16 protein-coding genes are annotated in these 16,300 nt (G+C 33.7%); 11 read left to right on the plus strand and 5 right to left on the minus strand.

Annotated features, from left to right (window positions below):
• Positions 1 to 369: 369 nt before the first annotated feature.
• Positions 370 to 819, plus strand: a complete 450-nt coding sequence (locus CC92_RS0100295) for a hypothetical protein (protein WP_029502387.1) — start codon at positions 370 to 372, stop codon at positions 817 to 819.
• 180 nt (positions 820 to 999) lie between these two features.
• Here the strand turns inward: CC92_RS0100295 and CC92_RS0100300 are convergent, their stop codons facing one another.
• From CC92_RS0100300 to CC92_RS20625, 3 genes are all read right to left on the minus strand, one after another.
• Positions 1,000 to 2,133 carry a sensor histidine kinase gene (locus CC92_RS0100300; RefSeq protein ID WP_029502386.1) on the minus strand — a complete coding sequence of 378 codons (1,134 nt, stop codon included), beginning with the start codon at positions 2,131 to 2,133 and terminating at the stop codon, positions 1,000 to 1,002.
• Positions 2,127 to 2,477 carry a response regulator gene (locus tag CC92_RS0100305; RefSeq protein ID WP_330372712.1) on the minus strand — a complete coding sequence of 117 codons (351 nt, stop codon included), beginning with the start codon at positions 2,475 to 2,477 and terminating at the stop codon, positions 2,127 to 2,129. Before CC92_RS0100305 ends, CC92_RS0100300 begins: the two co-directional genes overlap by 7 nt.
• A 178-nt stretch (positions 2,478 to 2,655) precedes the next feature.
• Complete coding sequence (locus tag CC92_RS20625; RefSeq protein WP_029502384.1) at positions 2,656 to 3,081, minus strand: helix-turn-helix domain-containing protein; 426 nt, start codon at positions 3,079 to 3,081, stop codon at positions 2,656 to 2,658.
• Between the two features lie 211 nt (positions 3,082 to 3,292).
• Between CC92_RS20625 and CC92_RS0100320 the strand changes: the two genes are divergently transcribed.
• Positions 3,293 to 3,763, plus strand: coding sequence for a JAB domain-containing protein (locus CC92_RS0100320; RefSeq protein WP_029502383.1), 471 nt, complete (start codon positions 3,293 to 3,295; stop codon positions 3,761 to 3,763).
• Between the two features lie 249 nt (positions 3,764 to 4,012).
• On the opposite strand, the gene CC92_RS0100325 is transcribed toward CC92_RS0100320, so the two are convergent.
• Positions 4,013 to 6,163 (minus strand): diguanylate cyclase, encoded by a 2,151-nt coding sequence (locus CC92_RS0100325; RefSeq protein ID WP_029502382.1) that lies wholly within the window; start codon positions 6,161 to 6,163, stop codon positions 4,013 to 4,015.
• Positions 6,164 to 6,409: 246 nt separating this feature from the next.
• Here CC92_RS0100325 and CC92_RS0100330 point away from each other — a divergent pair, with 246 nt between their 5' ends.
• Positions 6,410 to 7,360: a helix-turn-helix domain-containing protein gene (locus tag CC92_RS0100330; RefSeq protein ID WP_029502381.1), complete on the plus strand. Its 951-nt coding sequence runs from the start codon at positions 6,410 to 6,412 to the stop codon at positions 7,358 to 7,360.
• 238 nt (positions 7,361 to 7,598) lie between these two features.
• The gene (locus tag CC92_RS0100335) at positions 7,599 to 9,404 is read left to right on the plus strand and encodes a putative bifunctional diguanylate cyclase/phosphodiesterase (protein WP_051650662.1); all 1,806 of its coding nucleotides are present in this window, start codon (positions 7,599 to 7,601) and stop codon (positions 9,402 to 9,404) included.
• 181 nt (positions 9,405 to 9,585) lie between these two features.
• Here the strand turns inward: CC92_RS0100335 and CC92_RS0100340 are convergent, their stop codons facing one another.
• A complete protein-coding gene (locus tag CC92_RS0100340; protein WP_029502379.1) occupies positions 9,586 to 10,059 on the minus strand; it encodes a cupin domain-containing protein in 474 nt (157 codons plus the stop codon).
• A 656-nt stretch (positions 10,060 to 10,715) separates the two neighbouring features.
• On the opposite strand from CC92_RS0100340, the gene dcd reads away from it, so the two are divergent.
• The 7 genes from dcd to CC92_RS0100380 all read left to right on the plus strand — a co-directional run bounded on the left by dcd (position 10,716) and on the right by CC92_RS0100380 (position 16,212).
• A complete protein-coding gene (gene dcd, locus CC92_RS0100345; protein ID WP_029502378.1) occupies positions 10,716 to 11,237 on the plus strand; it encodes a dCTP deaminase in 522 nt (173 codons plus the stop codon).
• Positions 11,238 to 11,307: 70 nt separating this feature from the next.
• Entirely contained in the window at positions 11,308 to 11,991 is a 684-nt protein-coding gene (locus CC92_RS0100350; protein WP_029502377.1) for a YkgJ family cysteine cluster protein, read from the plus strand.
• A 93-nt stretch (positions 11,992 to 12,084) separates the two neighbouring features.
• Entirely contained in the window at positions 12,085 to 12,882 is a 798-nt protein-coding gene (locus tag CC92_RS0100355; RefSeq protein ID WP_029502376.1) for a class I SAM-dependent methyltransferase, read from the plus strand.
• 162 nt (positions 12,883 to 13,044) lie between these two features.
• Positions 13,045 to 13,311 (plus strand): autorepressor SdpR family transcription factor, encoded by a 267-nt coding sequence (locus CC92_RS0100360; RefSeq protein WP_029502375.1) that lies wholly within the window; start codon positions 13,045 to 13,047, stop codon positions 13,309 to 13,311.
• Entirely contained in the window at positions 13,311 to 13,976 is a 666-nt protein-coding gene (locus CC92_RS0100365; RefSeq protein WP_029502374.1) for an SdpI family protein, read from the plus strand. The genes CC92_RS0100360 and CC92_RS0100365 overlap by 1 nt, the downstream gene beginning before the upstream one ends.
• A 195-nt stretch (positions 13,977 to 14,171) precedes the next feature.
• Entirely contained in the window at positions 14,172 to 15,296 is a 1,125-nt protein-coding gene (locus CC92_RS0100375) for a cysteine desulfurase family protein (protein WP_029502373.1), read from the plus strand.
• A gap of 55 nt (positions 15,297 to 15,351) precedes the next feature.
• Positions 15,352 to 16,212: a tRNA 2-thiocytidine biosynthesis TtcA family protein gene (locus CC92_RS0100380; RefSeq protein ID WP_029502372.1), complete on the plus strand. Its 861-nt coding sequence runs from the start codon at positions 15,352 to 15,354 to the stop codon at positions 16,210 to 16,212.
• Positions 16,213 to 16,300 lie beyond the last annotated feature (88 nt).

Raw genomic sequence — 16,300 nt, forward strand, 5'->3', positions numbered from 1 at the left:
ATTTTTCCACGGACACGCAGAATAGCAGTGGATATGTTCCCACAAACGCAAAGGGGAATAAAATGGGAAAAATGTGATAAAGACATACTTCCTATCATATCGAGCCATGTTGAAACTGCCGTACTTCTTGTTAGAAAACCTTGATTCTATGCGGGTCTGCAATTTGTCGTAGTAAAAAAGATGTATCTATTTTTGATACATCTTTTTTTATATTAAATTTTATTAAATAGAAGCTTTATAACATTTATTACATATTTACATACTAAAAATTATGCAGCTAAGAAAAAAGTTGACTATTGCAATATCCTGTAATAAACTAGAAAAATATGTACGAATTAAGAATAAATCCCATAGGAGATAAAAAGACGTATGAAAAAAATTGCAACCCTTATCATTGCTCTCGTGATAACTTTGTCAACAAGCTTATCAACAACTTATGCCACATCTCCTTGTCAGGATTTTGAAGATTTTCCATATACTTATTCTGGGGTAGGAACTTTTGCGTATCTGGTAAAGTTGTTGGGGGGAACTTATTCCTGTGATGACTGGAAAGCCATCTGGGAGATTGATGGAGATACATGGGAGGCTACCCTTCATACCAAGGAGAAGGATGGTACTGCTTATTCATACGATTTTCTCGAGGTTAGCCGTAATGGAGTTCCATTGCAATTAACAGAGGACAATTCTTCTAGAGGCAATGGAACTGTCTCTGGTAGAAGATATACGTTGGAGGATTTGGAACTTATGTTAGATATACAAATAGAAATTGACCAAATTAATATGGTGGGATACATAAAAAAGAATAATGAAATGTATTAAAAGTAGAAATGCAGATTGGAATGGCTATCCCTGCCTATGGGTTAGTAATGGTAAAAAAACGTCTAGTTAGCAAAACAGGAACAGCTTTCGAAAGAAGTTACTGCTATCCGTGTGAAGCGATGTTAATAAAAAGAGAAACAGCATTGTGCAATGTAATTCAATGCTGTTTCTCTTTTATAATTATAATGTGACCTTGAAAATGCTACCACCGCATTCGCTTTTTGTGACAGTAATTTCACCGTGATGCTGGTCTATTATGCTTTTTACTATTGAAAGTCCAATTCCTGCGCCACCCATCTGGCGAGAGCGAGACTTATCCACTCTGAAAAAAGGTTCAAATATTAACTCGCGCATTTCCTGAGGAATACCAATTCCAGTATCGGATATTGTAACAACCGTATTTCCCTCTTGTGTAGCAAGGGTAATATCTACGTTACCATCTTCCTGATTATATTTAATTGCATTTTCAATCAGGTTGTAAAACGCCCTGCGAAGAAGGCTCTTGTTTCCCAGAACTGTTTGCTCTGCTCCATGTAACACAAGAGTGACCTTGTTTCTTTCAGTAAGTAATGATAACTCCTCTATGATTTCAAGTAATAAGTGCTTTAGAGCTATTGTTTCATCGTATACCAGCGCGTCGGTGCTAGTAAGGTCTAACAGGTCTTGTACTAAATTAGAAAGGCGATCTGTGTGTGTGCTAATCACCGTGAGTAGCCGGTCATATTCCTCTGGTGTATGAGAGGATTTCTTTTTAAATACATCTACTTTGGTTTTTAAGACTGCCAGAGGGGTGCGAAGTTCATGGGCGGCACTTTGGGAAAATCGTTTCTGCATAGAAAATGCATTATCTAATTTATGACTCATTTCATTGAATGCACTTGTTAAATCAGCAATTTCATCTTTTGTGGGTGGCATCTTTAAATCTTCGGAAAGATTGTGTACGGTTCTATTTTTTATTTGGCAGCTAAGTGCCTGCAGTGGCTTTAGCGCTCGTCCAGATATCACATAGGTTAAACCTCCACCAGCCATGACTATTACAATCATATATAAAACACTTTGGTGACGAAAATTTTGACGTGCCAATTGAGAGTTTTCTGAAGGTATAGACGAAATCTTAGCTGGATTAGTGCGCGCAGCATCTGTTAGCGGCATTTCACCTGCTTCCATTGATGGCAAGATCGGTGTTGCTTCAATCACGTCGACCATGCGATTGGCGGAAATATTTAAAATAGCTGTCAGCCCCACACAGCAGATACTCAGTAATAAGACACTTAAAATAGTGAGTCTCATCCGAATGGACATCTTTTTTAACATGTCTTATTACCTCCACATAAAAAATAGCCTTCCCCGATCTTAGTTACTAAAGCAGTACGTTTTACCGTATCAAGCCCAAGTACTTTATCGTATACGCTACCACGAGCTGATAAAATCAGCACTTTACAATTTTTATTTTGATTTCTTAGATTAGTAAGAATATCGATACCATCCATACCAGGGAGATTTAAATCAAGAATTACAAGATCATAAGTTTCAGTTATAATAAGTTCAAAGGCGTCTTCGCCGTCATAACAAGTGTCCACAGCATAGCCATCGATTTGTAGCCCCTCCGCAGTGGAGTCACATAAATCAATTTCATCTTCTACAACTAAAATACGCATTTTTGTACCTCCAGTCATCTCTATCGAAACCATCGAATTGCTGGCTTTCTACAGTATAAAAGCCGTAATAGTTATTTTCTTCATATTGATTTAATAAGCTATCGATCATGTTGTCTAAATGTGAGAGAAACTCTTCACCGTTCATATTGTTGCTCCATGATATTACAGTGAGAACAGGCTATTTATTTTTCGCTTTAATCTTTATAAACTCTAAAATATCATCTTGGTCTTTCGGAGAAATTTTTTCAAAGCAAAATAATAATTCTTTTTCCTTTCTGTTTAACATCTTCAATTTCTTTTCATTATCAGGATTTCCTAAATAATCTAAAAAATCGGATAACATATTGGAGGCTATATTATTGTTTTCAGGAGATTTGTAAGTTTCTAAAGCATTAGGAGATAGCAATTTAAGTAGTTCATTTACTGGAATATGATAAAGAGACGCTAATTTATATAGAGTATCTGTTGTAGGTGCATTCCTTCCAGTTTCATAGTGAGAATATGCCTGTCTCCCTATGTTTAGATAAGAAGCTACGAATTCCTGTGTATATTCAAATGATTTTCTTAATTCTTTTAATCGTTTCGCAATAAGGCTATTATTCATATGATCACCGTCCTTAGGTAGATTATAGTAGCTTTTTGGAGAGGAAAGGATATTTTAAATAGCAATAAAATGCGACTTATGCTATAATAAGTAGCATATAGAAAAGAAGCAGATCGTGATTGCTATTAATTCTATTGTTACCTATTTCCTGGCAAGGAATGTATACGGTATTCGATGATTTCAAAGGGAAGGTTACTATTAGGTGGTAAGGATGAAAATAAATATTTACAATACCATGCTGAATGAGGAAACAAGGCACAATGAATTAAGGGTAGAGAAAAGTATTATTTGTGAGGATAGCAATAAACTTAAATCACCATCTGGAATTCAAAAGTTGATGATAGAACAGTTTCAGCTTCATAAGAAAGCTGAGGAGTATGTATATTTAGTTACTATGGATATTAAATGCAATCCTTTAGGTATCTTTGAGTTATCGCACGGTACGGTCAATAGTTCTATTATTATGCCAAGAGAAATATTTATACGTGCGCTATTGTCTGGAGCAGTTGGAATTATTATCATACATAATCATCCGTCCTCTGATATTACACCAAGCAAACAGGATTTGCTGGTAACTGAAAAAATTGCGCAAGCTGGGAAGATGATAGGGGTAGAATTGTTAGATCATATTATTATTGGAGGAAATGAATATTGTTCTTTAAAGGAGTTGGGGGTACTGTGATAAATAACGAAAATTAGTGATAATAAATAGAAAGTGCCAATGGATACACTAGAAGATTAAAGAAATTAATGCACGTAACCAATCAGTATTATAATTGGTATATGTAGTCATACAAAGAGGAATCTATGAAAAACAAACATATAGATAGTGCTTAGAGAAAAGATAGCAATAAATTATCTTTATGGAAACAAAGGGGGTTGGATTTTAAATCCAATCCCCTTTGTTTTCTTATGTTTCATCTTTGATAGTCTAAACTTGCAATTTATTGGAGATCAGATTCATAAATGCATGTAAAATCAACGTTTCCACATCTGAAATATCATTAGTGAGTAATTTTATACCATAGTTAACTGTAAGCTTTACGGTGTTACCATTAATTAGAAAAGAATCTTGATGAAAGCTGTTCTTAATACTCATAGCAATACTATTAGCGCTAGCATATTCGGTATCATATAAAGAAAGTACAAATAAGTTACCAGCATATCGTCCTGCCCAGTCGTTCGTATCGATCAAGGAAGAAGAGATATAACTAGCGAATTTCTTTATTATGAAGTCATAGGAGACATAATCGCTATAATGATCAAAGAATTGTAATTCATCAATAACAAATAATATTAGAAATAAAGATTTTCCTTTCAGGTTACTATGTCTCATATTAACTGGCAGATGATCATTTATGTATCTTCTATTATAAAGGCCTGTAAGTTCATCTTTTTCCTCTTGATGATTTTCATCAAAAGAGAGGGTAAGATTTTCTGAGCCCTCCGTCTTAATATTGATTGAAAGCTGTTTTGTTACATCTTTAAGTATTTCTACAATGTAGGTGTTTTTACCCACTGATTTCGGAGTAGCTAGCACTAAAAATGTTTTTTGATCTTGGTGTTCAATTTTAAAGAATGTATCATTATGCAAATATGATTTCATAGAGATACAGTTCTGGCAAGACTCATTTCTATTCCAAAAATGATAACAAGTTTCCATAGGAATATCCACTTCATTTGTTTTTATTAGCATAGAAGTATGACTCATAGGATCAACGATTCGTGCTGCATCAAACATGTGTGAGAATATGGATATCTTACTACTTATCTGCTCGACTACGTGGTAGAGATTTTTATTGAATCCAACGGAAGCTTCATTGTGCTTTTGACTCATACTTCTTCTATATTCGGTTGGTGTAAGATCTGTATACTTTTTGAAAATAGCAGCAAAATGATTTTGATAGTTGAAGCCAACTCTTTGGGTCACATCGAGGATACTGATATTCATATTAAGAAGCAGAGGTTTACTCTTTTCAATTCGTACTTTATTCACAATATCAGGGAGACTTAAGTCCGTTTCTTTCTTTATCAAATTAGAAAGATAAAAAGTACTAAGATCTGTATGCTCCGATAACTTTTCTAAGGTAATCTTTTCATCATAGTGGGACTGAATATACTCCATTACTTGACGGACAGGCTTAGAGTAGATGGTATTCCGATTTGTCGCCACAACCTTAGTAAATTGTATCATAGCGTCTTTTAGCAGGGCTATGATACTATGGATATTATCTATTGTTTCAATCTTTGAAATATAAGCATCCGAAATATCCATGATCTTTTCATAAGAGGCATTTGCTTCTATTGCAGCGTAACAACCCATCGAACAAGCTTTGATAAAACTATTTTTTATGGATCGAATAATGTCTGAGTCATTTGACGGATTCATTACGATATCCCCTACATTTATTTTATTCATAGCACTTCGTAATCGATCTACATCACCACTTTTTATTATATCTATCACCTGCAAATAAGTAGAAAAAGGTGTGTATTTTGCAGAGGAGGTAATAATAATACTTTGCTTATTCTTTGACTTATGTGATAAAGCAGTGGCTTCTGATTTTTCCTCGTCACCTAATAAAAGCTGCTGAGGCATATTGTCAGGAAATGCTTTCGAAAGCTGATAAAGAACGGTCCCAATTGGTAATATATTAATGTAAGGTATTACTGGAATTTTATGAATAATATTCTCGAAAGCTTTTTTATCTGGAATGGGAAGTTCTGCGTGATTTATCATCTTATCGACATCATATTTATTAAGTTTTTTTAATAACACTGGTTCTGTTAGGAGGGCTCCAATGTAGGTATCCTCTTGAATCAGAAAAACAATATTGCAGAGCAAATTGTATGGTAACACGTAGGTATAGAATGCAGAGTTATTTCCTGGGTGCTCTGAAAAACGCCTTGCTAAATAAGCAGTCACCTCACTAATTCCAAGAAAGGGATAATACGTGGTTAATTTTTCGGAAGCGCGGTACAGAATGAGATTAAGATCAGTATCAAAGAAAACTGCCTCAATCCCAGTGGTTTTATAAAAAATATCTAATAATTGATGGATCTTTGTTTGCTGGCGCTTCATAATGTTAAAACCACACTTTTCTAAATTTTTTTAAGTACTACAATCTTAGCTTATACTAAAATATATAATAATAAGACAAAAAAAACAATGGGATAAGATGATTTTAACAGATTGCAACAATATTTTCTCTAGAATGGCAATTTTTTATCAATGCCTTTGGCTACATTGATACATAATAGATTCATTAGGCAATTGAAAATCATGAGATAGTAAAGAGGATTTTTCCGATTTGATAAGGGGTAAGGTATGAATTTTATTGGGAGTATTATTAAAGAATATCGTTGTATGATTAAGATGAGCAGAAAATCGCTTTCAGAAAATATTTGCTCAGAAAAGTATATTTACTTAATTGAGAAAGGGGAACGTACACCATCTGCTGATATGGTGAGATTATTTAGTGACCGAATGGGTGTGGACTTATTTGATCATTATCAATATCTTGATTGTATTGATCCAATCTCAGTACGTAAAACACTTAAGAATTTTGATATATGCCAAAGAAAATCGGATTTTAAAACTGCAAAGAACATAGTTGATATGGTAATGGAACACCAAGATTTTAAGAATAAACCATGGCTATATGAGCTTGAAGCAAACAAAATTGGTTATATGGTTTTTGTAGAAAATAAGTATGAGGAAGCGATAATCTGTGCCAATCATGTACTTGAAGACATTGAAGCCAAATATTCAAGTAGTATTCACGTGGTAAATCTATATGTCTTACTGTCTACTTGTTATCAAATTATAGGTGATCTAAGGAAGGCTAAGTCTGCGACTTTAGCTGCCTATGATATTGTAAGTTCGAAATATAAAATAGAAAAGTATGATCATGACATTGTATCAGTTAGATTAAACCTAGTTACATTATATTATTTAACGAAGGACTATGAAAAGGCAATTTTAGAAGGTATGGAGTTAATTGATTATCAAATTGAGCATAACTCTTATGCAAGAATACACATTGCTTATTTTTTTCTTGCTTTTACTTATTACAAAAAAGAATCGTTTGAGGAAGCGTTTCTGTATTTTAATCAGGCTATTAGTGTACTAATGGCATTTTATAACCCAATTGATGTGAAATACATAATGGCACAGGATGTATTTAAGGAAATGGATATAGATGAGAGGGTAAACCAAAAGTCAGTGAGAGAGTTTAAAATCAGATATGGGATAGGTAAAGATAGGAAGAAAAAATAATGTTTTAAAACCTACATTGGTAGAAATGGTAACAATTGTTCCGTGACGGAATCTATCTATTTATGATAATATAACACTTAAACTTACTAATCTATTATTTTAAAAAGGGAGATTATTTATTTTTGAACTTATATAAATAAACAATGATCATCATATAGAAACAATATAGGTTAATTCGCTAGAATGTGCTTATATTAGTTATACTTAGATTACGCTGTTTTTAGGGAGATCCGTAGTTATGAATCAAAAACTTGGTAGAGTGAAACATCTTATTCATAAAAATAAAAGTAAACAGCACAGCCAATTAAAAAATCCTGTTTTCATTGCTATTATTCTATTGATTTTTGTTGTTATAAGTATTCTTCAATTTCAAATTGATCATCAATTGCTAAGAGATGTCATGTTACAGAGTCAAGTGATTCTTGCAGTTTACTTTGTGATAAGTGAGATAAAGCATGGCTACTTCCTCTCTTTATTAATATCTTTTTTTAGTATTATCTTATCTTTCGTATATTTTAACTCCGGTGATAAGGAGCAGTTATTTCATGCGATGATAACTTATGTGACTACAATCGTGATATCCAGTTTAATTAACATATATAGAGTAAAGTTAGTAAAAGCATTGGAAAGTACAATTAATCATCATAAAAAAGCCACGGTATTAGTAAAAGAGTTAAGGAAAAAGAACAAGAAACTTGCAAAACTAAATAAGATCCTGAAAGAAAAAGAGAAACAATTAAGCCAGTTGGCATTTTATGATATTCTGACAGAGATACCAAATCGTAAAATGTTGATTAATCAGATGGATTTCTTAATCAATATACCAAAAAACTTTTCGGTAGTATTTATTGATCTTGATAATTTTAAGAAAATAAATGATACGATGGGTCATCAGATGGGAGACTCTTTATTAAAAGAAGTTACCTTACGAGTTCGCGATTATATTCACTCTGAAGATATGTTAGGGCGATTAGGTGGAGATGAGTTTGCATTAATTATACAAAGAAATTTAGAGGATGAAGAAATACTTAATTATGTAGAAGAATTAAGGCAGCTACTGATGGAACCTTTTACACTAAAAAAGACCGAGATAAGTATTAGTGCGAGTTTTGGCGTTTCAGTTTATCCTAAGGATGGTAACACATCTTCCGAGCTGTTAAAATTTTCTGATATTGCAATGTATCAAGCAAAAGATATGGGAAAAAACAGTGTAGAATTTTTTACGATTAGTATGAATGATGAAATAGTAAAGAATCTGGAGTATGAGTATCAATTAAAGAAGGCATTGGAAAATCAAGAATTTTATCTATTGTTCCAGCCACAGTACTGCGCAGTAACAAAAAGATTGCGTGGATTTGAAGCCTTGGTAAGATGGGATTCGCCAAAATACGGAATTGTTAATCCTAAAAATTTTATTCCACTTGCAGAGAAATTAGATTACATCATTCCTCTTGGAGAGTGGATACTAAAAACTGCTTGTCAGACACTTCGTAACTTACAAGATACGCTGGAAGTGGCACCTATTATGTCAATCAATATATCGAAGAAGCAATTAAAGGATTCTTCTTTCTTTGATACAGTAACTAAGATTATTAGGGATACAGGGGTTAATCCTCAGTATTTAGAGTTTGATTTAGAGGAAACAGCATTTCAGGCATTAAAGCCTTCTATTATTGAGGTAATACAAAAATTAAAAGACATCGGGATAAAGATTGCCATGGATAATTTCGGAACCGGAATATCATCTTTATGTTGTCTTCAAAGTCTACCATTTAATACGGTAAAAATAGATAAGACATTGATTGATGTTATTTCAGAAAAGAGTGAAAAAAAAGAAATAATTCGATCTTTTATTGCGTTAATGCACCAATTAGATTTAATGGTGGTAGCAGAAGGTGTTGAAACGGAAGAACAACTTGCATGTTTATGTGAGTCTTCTTGTGATACGATCCAAGGGTATATCTGGGGAAATCCAATGGAAGAAGGACAGATACTTCGGTTGGGTAAGCAATGGAAGTCATCCATGATGATAGAGCAAAAGTGATTGTAATAGAAGAAGGAGAAATAATGATAGAGGTATTGTTTTATCACGGGTAGTTCCATGATTGACAATACGCTCTATTTTTTAATAGATAGGAAATTGCAACGCAATATCCTATCTATTAAAAACTCTCCGGGGGATGCGCACTCACCCTATGGGTTCAGCGCGACAAAGTAGTTTTAATCTATTCTCCCTCATAATAATTTACTTTATCTGAAGTCTTAAAAAAAGTACTAGACTCATTATGAAGGATGATACCTACCTTATCAGAATCAGGATAATGTAGAATATCCGGGGAATTAGTAGTATCAAAATCTATGTACTTTAAAGTCTCGGATTCAGAAGTATTGATAATTTTATGCGCCCCATCTTCACAAGGAGGGCAAACGATAATATCTCCTTGTTGAATGCCTCGATCACCTTTTGCTGTCTTTACTATTCCGCGACCGCTTATAATATAGAATACTTCTGTATTTGATTTATGATAATGATATGGATAATTTGCTTTTTTAGGAGGTATTTCATAGATAGCAATATAACATTGGTTAAAATCTTTTCGAGGGGTAATCTCATATTTTACATATTCATATTCTTCATGTTCTGCTTTACGTTTCCCTATCAAAATCTTTTCATTTACTATCAAAATATCATTGTTCATTCCTAACCTCACTTCTGATGCATAGCACCTAATAATAACTTATTATATCATTTGTGCTATAGTGACACTAGAAAAAGTAAGAATATTCAAACGAAATATTTTCATAGAAATAATAATTTAGTTTCACTATAATTGAATTAGGTAAAAAAGCTTGCAAGTAAGGTAAGGAAGGGATACCATAGTTAAACAAGAAGTTCAGTGGATGAAGCATTTTTTGGCTCGTATGTATTTATCGATTTTAAATGTAAAACCTATATAGAGGAGCATACTGGTGGAGGATAGTGCGATAATAAAGGGATAGGAGAAGAGTTTAAACAATTAACATCTTGTGAGACAACTTATAAAAACTGTGGATAACGTTGAAAAAATATTACGTAACTGTGTATAATTAGGAAGGGTACTTAGGTGCTATGTAACATAAATAATTTATTCCACGTTCTAAAGTTTTTAAATAGCTATTAATATGGGTTAAAGCAAAATAGTTCTCAGGAACGATTTGTACATTAATTTATAGATGTGAAGGAGAATAGAAGAAATAACACAGGCAAATATTCTTTGGAGAATCGAAGAAAAATGAAAATATAAAAATCGAGAAATAAAAAATGAGAAATAAAATAATGAGATTAAAATAAATGAAACCGTGAATGGAGGATAGTATGATTTTATCAGGAAAAGAAATAAAAAAGCACATTGAGAAAGAGATAATAATTGAACCTTTTGAGGAATCAAGGATTAATCCAAATAGCTATAATCTTACCTTAGCGAATGAATTGTTAGTCTATGATAATGATGTTTTGGATATGAAGAAACTTAACGCAACATCTAACATTATCATACCGGAAGAAGGTTTAGTTTTAATGCCAAATAAGTTATACTTAGGGCGAACCAATGAATATACCAGTACCAATCATTATGTTCCGATGCTAGAGGGGCGCTCCTCAACAGGACGGTTAGGTTTATTCATCCATGTCACTGCCGGATTTGGTGATATTGGTTTTGCTGGGTATTGGACTTTGGAGATATTTTGTGTGCAACCCGTAAAGATATATCCGAATGTTGAGATCTGTCAAATCTATTATCATGATATTGATGGTGAGTATGATTTATACAAAAGTGGTAAATATCAAAATAATAAAGGTATTCAACCTAGTCTTATGTATCGTGATTTTGAAAAGTAGACTGGCTTATCATTGGGTGCAAAGATAGTTTTTTACAAAAGAATTTATGATAGTAAGAATAGAGGTCGTTATGGATAGAAAAATCAGTTTAAGTGAAATCTCCGATGGAAAATTATACGGATTAAATGATATGGTAAAGGCGGGTTGTAATGATTGTAAGGGCTGCTCTGCTTGTTGTAAGGGTATGGGAAACTCCATAATCCTAGACCCTTTCGATATCTTTCGGTTGACGACAAATCGAAGGGAAAGTTTTGAAGAACTGTTACATGATAAAATTGAGCTTAATATGGTAGATGGTGTTATCCTTCCAAACCTTAAGATGGTTAGTGAGGTTCAAAGCTGTGCCTTTCTTAACGAGGAGGGAAGATGCAGCATTCACGCTTATCGTCCAGGAATCTGTAGAATATTCCCTCTTGGAAGATACTATGAAAATCATTCCTACCATTACATACTTCAAATTCATGAATGTAAGAATAAGAACCGTTCCAAAGTAAAGGTAAGCAAGTGGATTGACACGAATGATGTCAAAAGAAATGAACAGTTTATCCTAGATTGGCATTACTTCTTAAAAAACTTGCAGGAACAAATAAAAAAATCTGTGGATAACAATTGGATCAGAAACATCAATTTGTATTTGTTAAATACCTTTTATCAAAAGCCTTATGTGAAAGAGCAAAATTTCTATCTACAATTTGAGGAACGGTTTGAACAAGTGAAGAGATATCTAGAAACTAATAAATCTTTTATAGAGTAAATGCATTGTGGATGATATTCTCCTATACTATGGATGATTATTTCATTCTTTCTACCTATAATTGTTAACAATATTTTGAAAGGAGAATAAAGTATGGATTTTGAAAGTTTACGTAAAATACAAGAGGATTCTAAACGAGTGGATGCATTATATCAAATTATGGAGGAGAATTCTCGTTTAAATCGTTCCAAGGCAGCTAGAGTTGAGTTTTTTACAACAACGACCTATGTTGAAAAATTCTTAAAAGAGGGAGATCGTATTTTAGATCTTGGCGCTGGGGCTGGAGAGTACAGTCTATATTTTGCAAGAAAAGGCTATGAGGTAAGTTCCGTGGAACTTGCAAGTGCAAATATTGAAGCATTTCAAAAAAAGATAACGAAAGAGGATAAGATTCATTTAATTCATGGCAATGCACTTGACTTAAGTTGCTTTGAAGACAATAGCTTTGATATTGTGCTGCTCTTTGGGCCACTCTATCACTTATCCAAGGAGGAAGATCGTCAAAGATGTATTGCCGAAGCAAAGAGAGTACTAAAGCCAAGTGGTACTATATTCATTGCGTTCATCTTAAATGATATGGTTATCCTAACAGAGTTTTACTACCGGCCAGAGTTCTTTCTTGAAAACTCTTATGACCATGAAACCTTTAAGGTAGAGGATTTTCCATTTATCTTTTTTACGTTGGAGCAAACTCGTGAAATGCTACACAATGCAGGAATACAGATTCTAACAGAAGTTGCGTCTGATGGAGTAAGCGAATTACTTGAGGATAAAATTAATGCAATGGATGATGAGAGTTATAAACAATACTTGAAATACCACCTGTATTGTTGTGAGAAACCGGAAATGTTAGGACGAAGTAACCATCTTCTAACGATTGGAAAGAAATAGAGATGAAAAGTACGGATAGCACTATAATTATTAATTCTTATGCGGAAGGACTGAGAGTTCCGATGAAGTGTTAATAGTAATGTCCTTTGAACTCCTTGACACAAATACCTTCTATGTGTATTCTTAATTTAGATAGATATCTAAATATAAGGAGTTGAGGAATTGGGTTTTCAAGAAAGTTTTAAGGCTCTTTCAGACCCTACGAGAAGAGAAATTATTAATATCTTAAAACATGGAAAATTAACCGCAGGAGAAATTGTAGAACTATTTGATATGACGGGAGCGACGATTTCTCATCATTTATCAATACTAAAGGCTGCAGGGCTTGTTACGGATGAAAAGAAGGGAAAGTATATTTATTATGAATTAAACTTATCCGTGGTAGAGGAAATTATGGCGTGGTTTGTAAGCCTTAAGGAGGAAAAGTAATGAAGAAATTGTTTCATCAGGAAAATTATAAGCTATGGATGCTTGCTTTACTTGCGTTATCCATTGCTGTGATTGCATATCCATTTTTACCGGAGGAGATTCCTATTCACTTTGGTCATAATGGAGAAATAGATCGTTATGCAGGGGCATGGACCATATTTTTAATGCCTGCGGTGATTATAGTTCTAATTATTTCTGCAGAAATATTTCGTTTTCTTGATCCGAAGAGAAAATCTTATGCGATATTTTCTAAACAATATTACAGGGTACATTCTCTTGTATCTTTGCTATTTATTCTCATAGAAATTTATATTATTGCAATGAGTGTGGGGATAGAGGTAATGAACATCAACCATCTAATGCCTGCTATTATCGGTATTTTGTTTTTAGTACTTGGAAATAGTATGCCGAAATTTAAACATAACTACTTTTGTGGAATAAAGACCTGTTATACGATAGCAAGTGAAGAGGTTTGGTTTATGACGCATCGCTTTGCTGGAAAGCTATGGTTTGTAGGGGGATTTAGTATGATTTTAACGGTATTCTTACCAACCAATGCTGTGATGATAGCTTTTCTTATTATTGTTGTTATTCTTACAATCGTACCGATTTTATACTCCTATCTTGTATATAGACGATTGGAGCAAAAGAATAATGGAAGATAACTATGGGGAAGTAACAGACAATGGAAAGTCTGTTACTTCTTTTTTCTATCCATGTATTTCACTTGACAATTGGATGAAAAAACTATAATCTAATCCATAGAAATCCTGTAGGAATTATAGCTAAGGATTTACGTTAAAATAAAATTTAAATCTACTAATATGTATGCGGGATAATGCACGCAGATAGGAGGTTTCATGATATATCTTGATTATGCAGCAAATACGCCAGTGGCTCATGAAGTAATTAAGGTCTATACTGAGACAGAGCAACAATATATAGCAAATCCAAATTCCTCGCATCCGCTAGGAATCCTTGCCAAGGAACGCTTAGTGGAGGCAACTAAGGAATTATCAAATTTACTTAAAGTAAAACCAGAGCAGATAATCCCTACCTCTGGTGCAAGTGAAGCGAACAACCTCGCAATCAAAGGAATTACTTTTGCTTATCGTGAAAATGGTAGGCACATTATATCCACATGTTTAGAGCACCCATCCGTAAGTGGAAGTCTGACATTTCTGCAAAGTCTTGGATATGAGATTGATTTGGTGAATATTTTACCAAACGGACAGGTGGAATTAGAGCATTTGAAGGAATTGCTTCGTGAAGATACGGTACTTGTATCAATCTGCACGGTTGATAGTGAATTAGGAACAATTCAGCCAATAAAAGAAATTGCAAAGATTTTAGAGGGTTATGAGAATTGTTTCTTCCATACAGATGCAACGCAAGGCTTTGGAAAGATAGAGATAGACTTTTCCTTAGCAGATCTTACGACCTTTACCCCTCATAAATTCTATGGAATGAATGGAACTGGAGCTTTGGTTAAGAAAAAAGACATCGTATTACTGCCACAGATCCATGGTGGTAGCAGTACCACAATATATCGTAGTGGAACACCTACACTATCGAATGTAGTGGCCTTAACTAAGGCAGTGCAGCTTTCTATGGATTATCATGAGGAGAGGCTTAAAAAGGTTAATTCCTTGCGTAAGCTATTCGAAACGAGATTAAGGAAGTATTCAAATGTACGTATCAATAGTACAGAGTGCGGGGTACCTCATATCCTAAACATTAGTGTGAAAGGTGTTAAAGCTATTACGATGAGGAAACTTCTTGAAGAATACGGCATCTGTATCTCGATTAAATCTGCTTGTTCGGCAACTATGACACCTTCGAGACCAGTTTATGCGGTAACAAAAGATAAGAAAAATGCTTTGTCCTCTTTTCGAATCAGTTTAAGTCATCTAACGACAGAAGATGAGGTAGAAAAGTTTTTCGAAGGTTTTGAAGCAAGTTATCAAAAGGCTATGAAGGGATAATGAATTACGGAAAGAAATATGTATTATAGATTAATGAAAAGGATAGGGGGAAGCCATGGAACGTTATCAAGAGATTGAGAGAAGTATTGTTAAGAAGTATCGTAAAGAAATATGGCGTCCGTTCGTGAAAGCGGTACAGGAATATGAACTAATCAAAGAAGGAGATAAAATAGCAGTTTGTATCTCCGGAGGTAAGGATTCAATGCTTCTAGCAAAATGTATGCAGGAGCTTCAAAAACATGGGAAAATCCCGTTTGAACTAGTATTCCTCGTAATGGACCCGGGTTATAATGAGATTAATCGCCAGACAATAATAAACAACGCTAAACTATTGAATATCCCGATTGAAATTTTTGATACAGATATCTTTAATATCGTAGCAGAAGTAGATGAAAGTCCTTGCTATCTATGTGCAAGAATGCGTCGTGGGTATCTTTATAAGAATGCAAAAGCATTTGGTTGTAATAAAATTGCATTAGGTCATCATTTTGATGATGTGATTGAAACTATTTTAATGGGAATGCTTTATAGTGGGCAGATTCAAACAATGATGCCAAAGCTTCATAGTACTAATTTTGAAGGCATGGAGTTAATTCGCCCAATGTACCATGTAAAAGAGGATGCAATTCTTCATTGGAAACAGTATCATGAACTTCAATTTATCCAATGTGCATGTAGATTTACAGAAAATTGTACGCTATGTGATAATGGAGGCGGAGGTTCCAAACGTCAAGAAATGAAGGCGTTAATTAAAAAGTTCCGTAGTCAAAGTAAAATTATTGATAGCAATATCTTTAAGAGTGTGGAAAATGTGAATTTAGATACGGTCATAGCGTATAAGACCAAGGGTGTAAAACACCATTTTCTTGATACGTATGACAGAGATGATAGTCTAAACAAAAATGAGTCGGACTAACAGTAAGGTGGGAAGTAATACTAAAAAACTTCCAAATTATTTTTATTAAACTCCTAAAAGAGCAATAGATATATAAAAGGCGAAAGCA

The sequence above is a fragment of the Lachnoclostridium phytofermentans genome, from assembly GCF_000733755.1.
In the GTDB taxonomy this organism is placed as follows: Bacteria; Bacillota; Clostridia; order Lachnospirales; family Lachnospiraceae; genus Lachnoclostridium; species Lachnoclostridium phytofermentans_A.

Excerpts from the sequence above, each read along its gene's own strand:
- CC92_RS0100295 (WP_029502387.1), top strand. The coding sequence starts at position 370 with ATGAAAAAAATTGCAACCCTTATCATTGCTCTCGTGATAACTTTGTCA.
- CC92_RS0100300 (WP_029502386.1), bottom strand. The coding sequence starts at position 2,133 with ATGTTAAAAAAGATGTCCATTCGGATGAGACTCACTATTTTAAGTGTC.
- CC92_RS0100305 (WP_330372712.1), bottom strand. The coding sequence starts at position 2,477 with ATGCGTATTTTAGTTGTAGAAGATGAAATTGATTTATGTGACTCCACT.
- CC92_RS20625 (WP_029502384.1), bottom strand. The coding sequence starts at position 3,081 with ATGAATAATAGCCTTATTGCGAAACGATTAAAAGAATTAAGAAAATCA.
- CC92_RS0100320 (WP_029502383.1), top strand. The coding sequence starts at position 3,293 with ATGAAAATAAATATTTACAATACCATGCTGAATGAGGAAACAAGGCAC.
- CC92_RS0100325 (WP_029502382.1), bottom strand. The coding sequence starts at position 6,163 with ATGAAGCGCCAGCAAACAAAGATCCATCAATTATTAGATATTTTTTAT.
- CC92_RS0100330 (WP_029502381.1), top strand. The coding sequence starts at position 6,410 with ATGAATTTTATTGGGAGTATTATTAAAGAATATCGTTGTATGATTAAG.
- CC92_RS0100335 (WP_051650662.1), top strand. The coding sequence starts at position 7,599 with ATGAATCAAAAACTTGGTAGAGTGAAACATCTTATTCATAAAAATAAA.
- CC92_RS0100340 (WP_029502379.1), bottom strand. The coding sequence starts at position 10,059 with ATGAACAATGATATTTTGATAGTAAATGAAAAGATTTTGATAGGGAAA.
- dcd (WP_029502378.1), top strand. The coding sequence starts at position 10,716 with ATGATTTTATCAGGAAAAGAAATAAAAAAGCACATTGAGAAAGAGATA.
- CC92_RS0100350 (WP_029502377.1), top strand. The coding sequence starts at position 11,308 with ATGGATAGAAAAATCAGTTTAAGTGAAATCTCCGATGGAAAATTATAC.
- CC92_RS0100355 (WP_029502376.1), top strand. The coding sequence starts at position 12,085 with ATGGATTTTGAAAGTTTACGTAAAATACAAGAGGATTCTAAACGAGTG.
- CC92_RS0100365 (WP_029502374.1), top strand. The coding sequence starts at position 13,311 with ATGAAGAAATTGTTTCATCAGGAAAATTATAAGCTATGGATGCTTGCT.
- CC92_RS0100375 (WP_029502373.1), top strand. The coding sequence starts at position 14,172 with ATGATATATCTTGATTATGCAGCAAATACGCCAGTGGCTCATGAAGTA.
- CC92_RS0100380 (WP_029502372.1), top strand. The coding sequence starts at position 15,352 with ATGGAACGTTATCAAGAGATTGAGAGAAGTATTGTTAAGAAGTATCGT.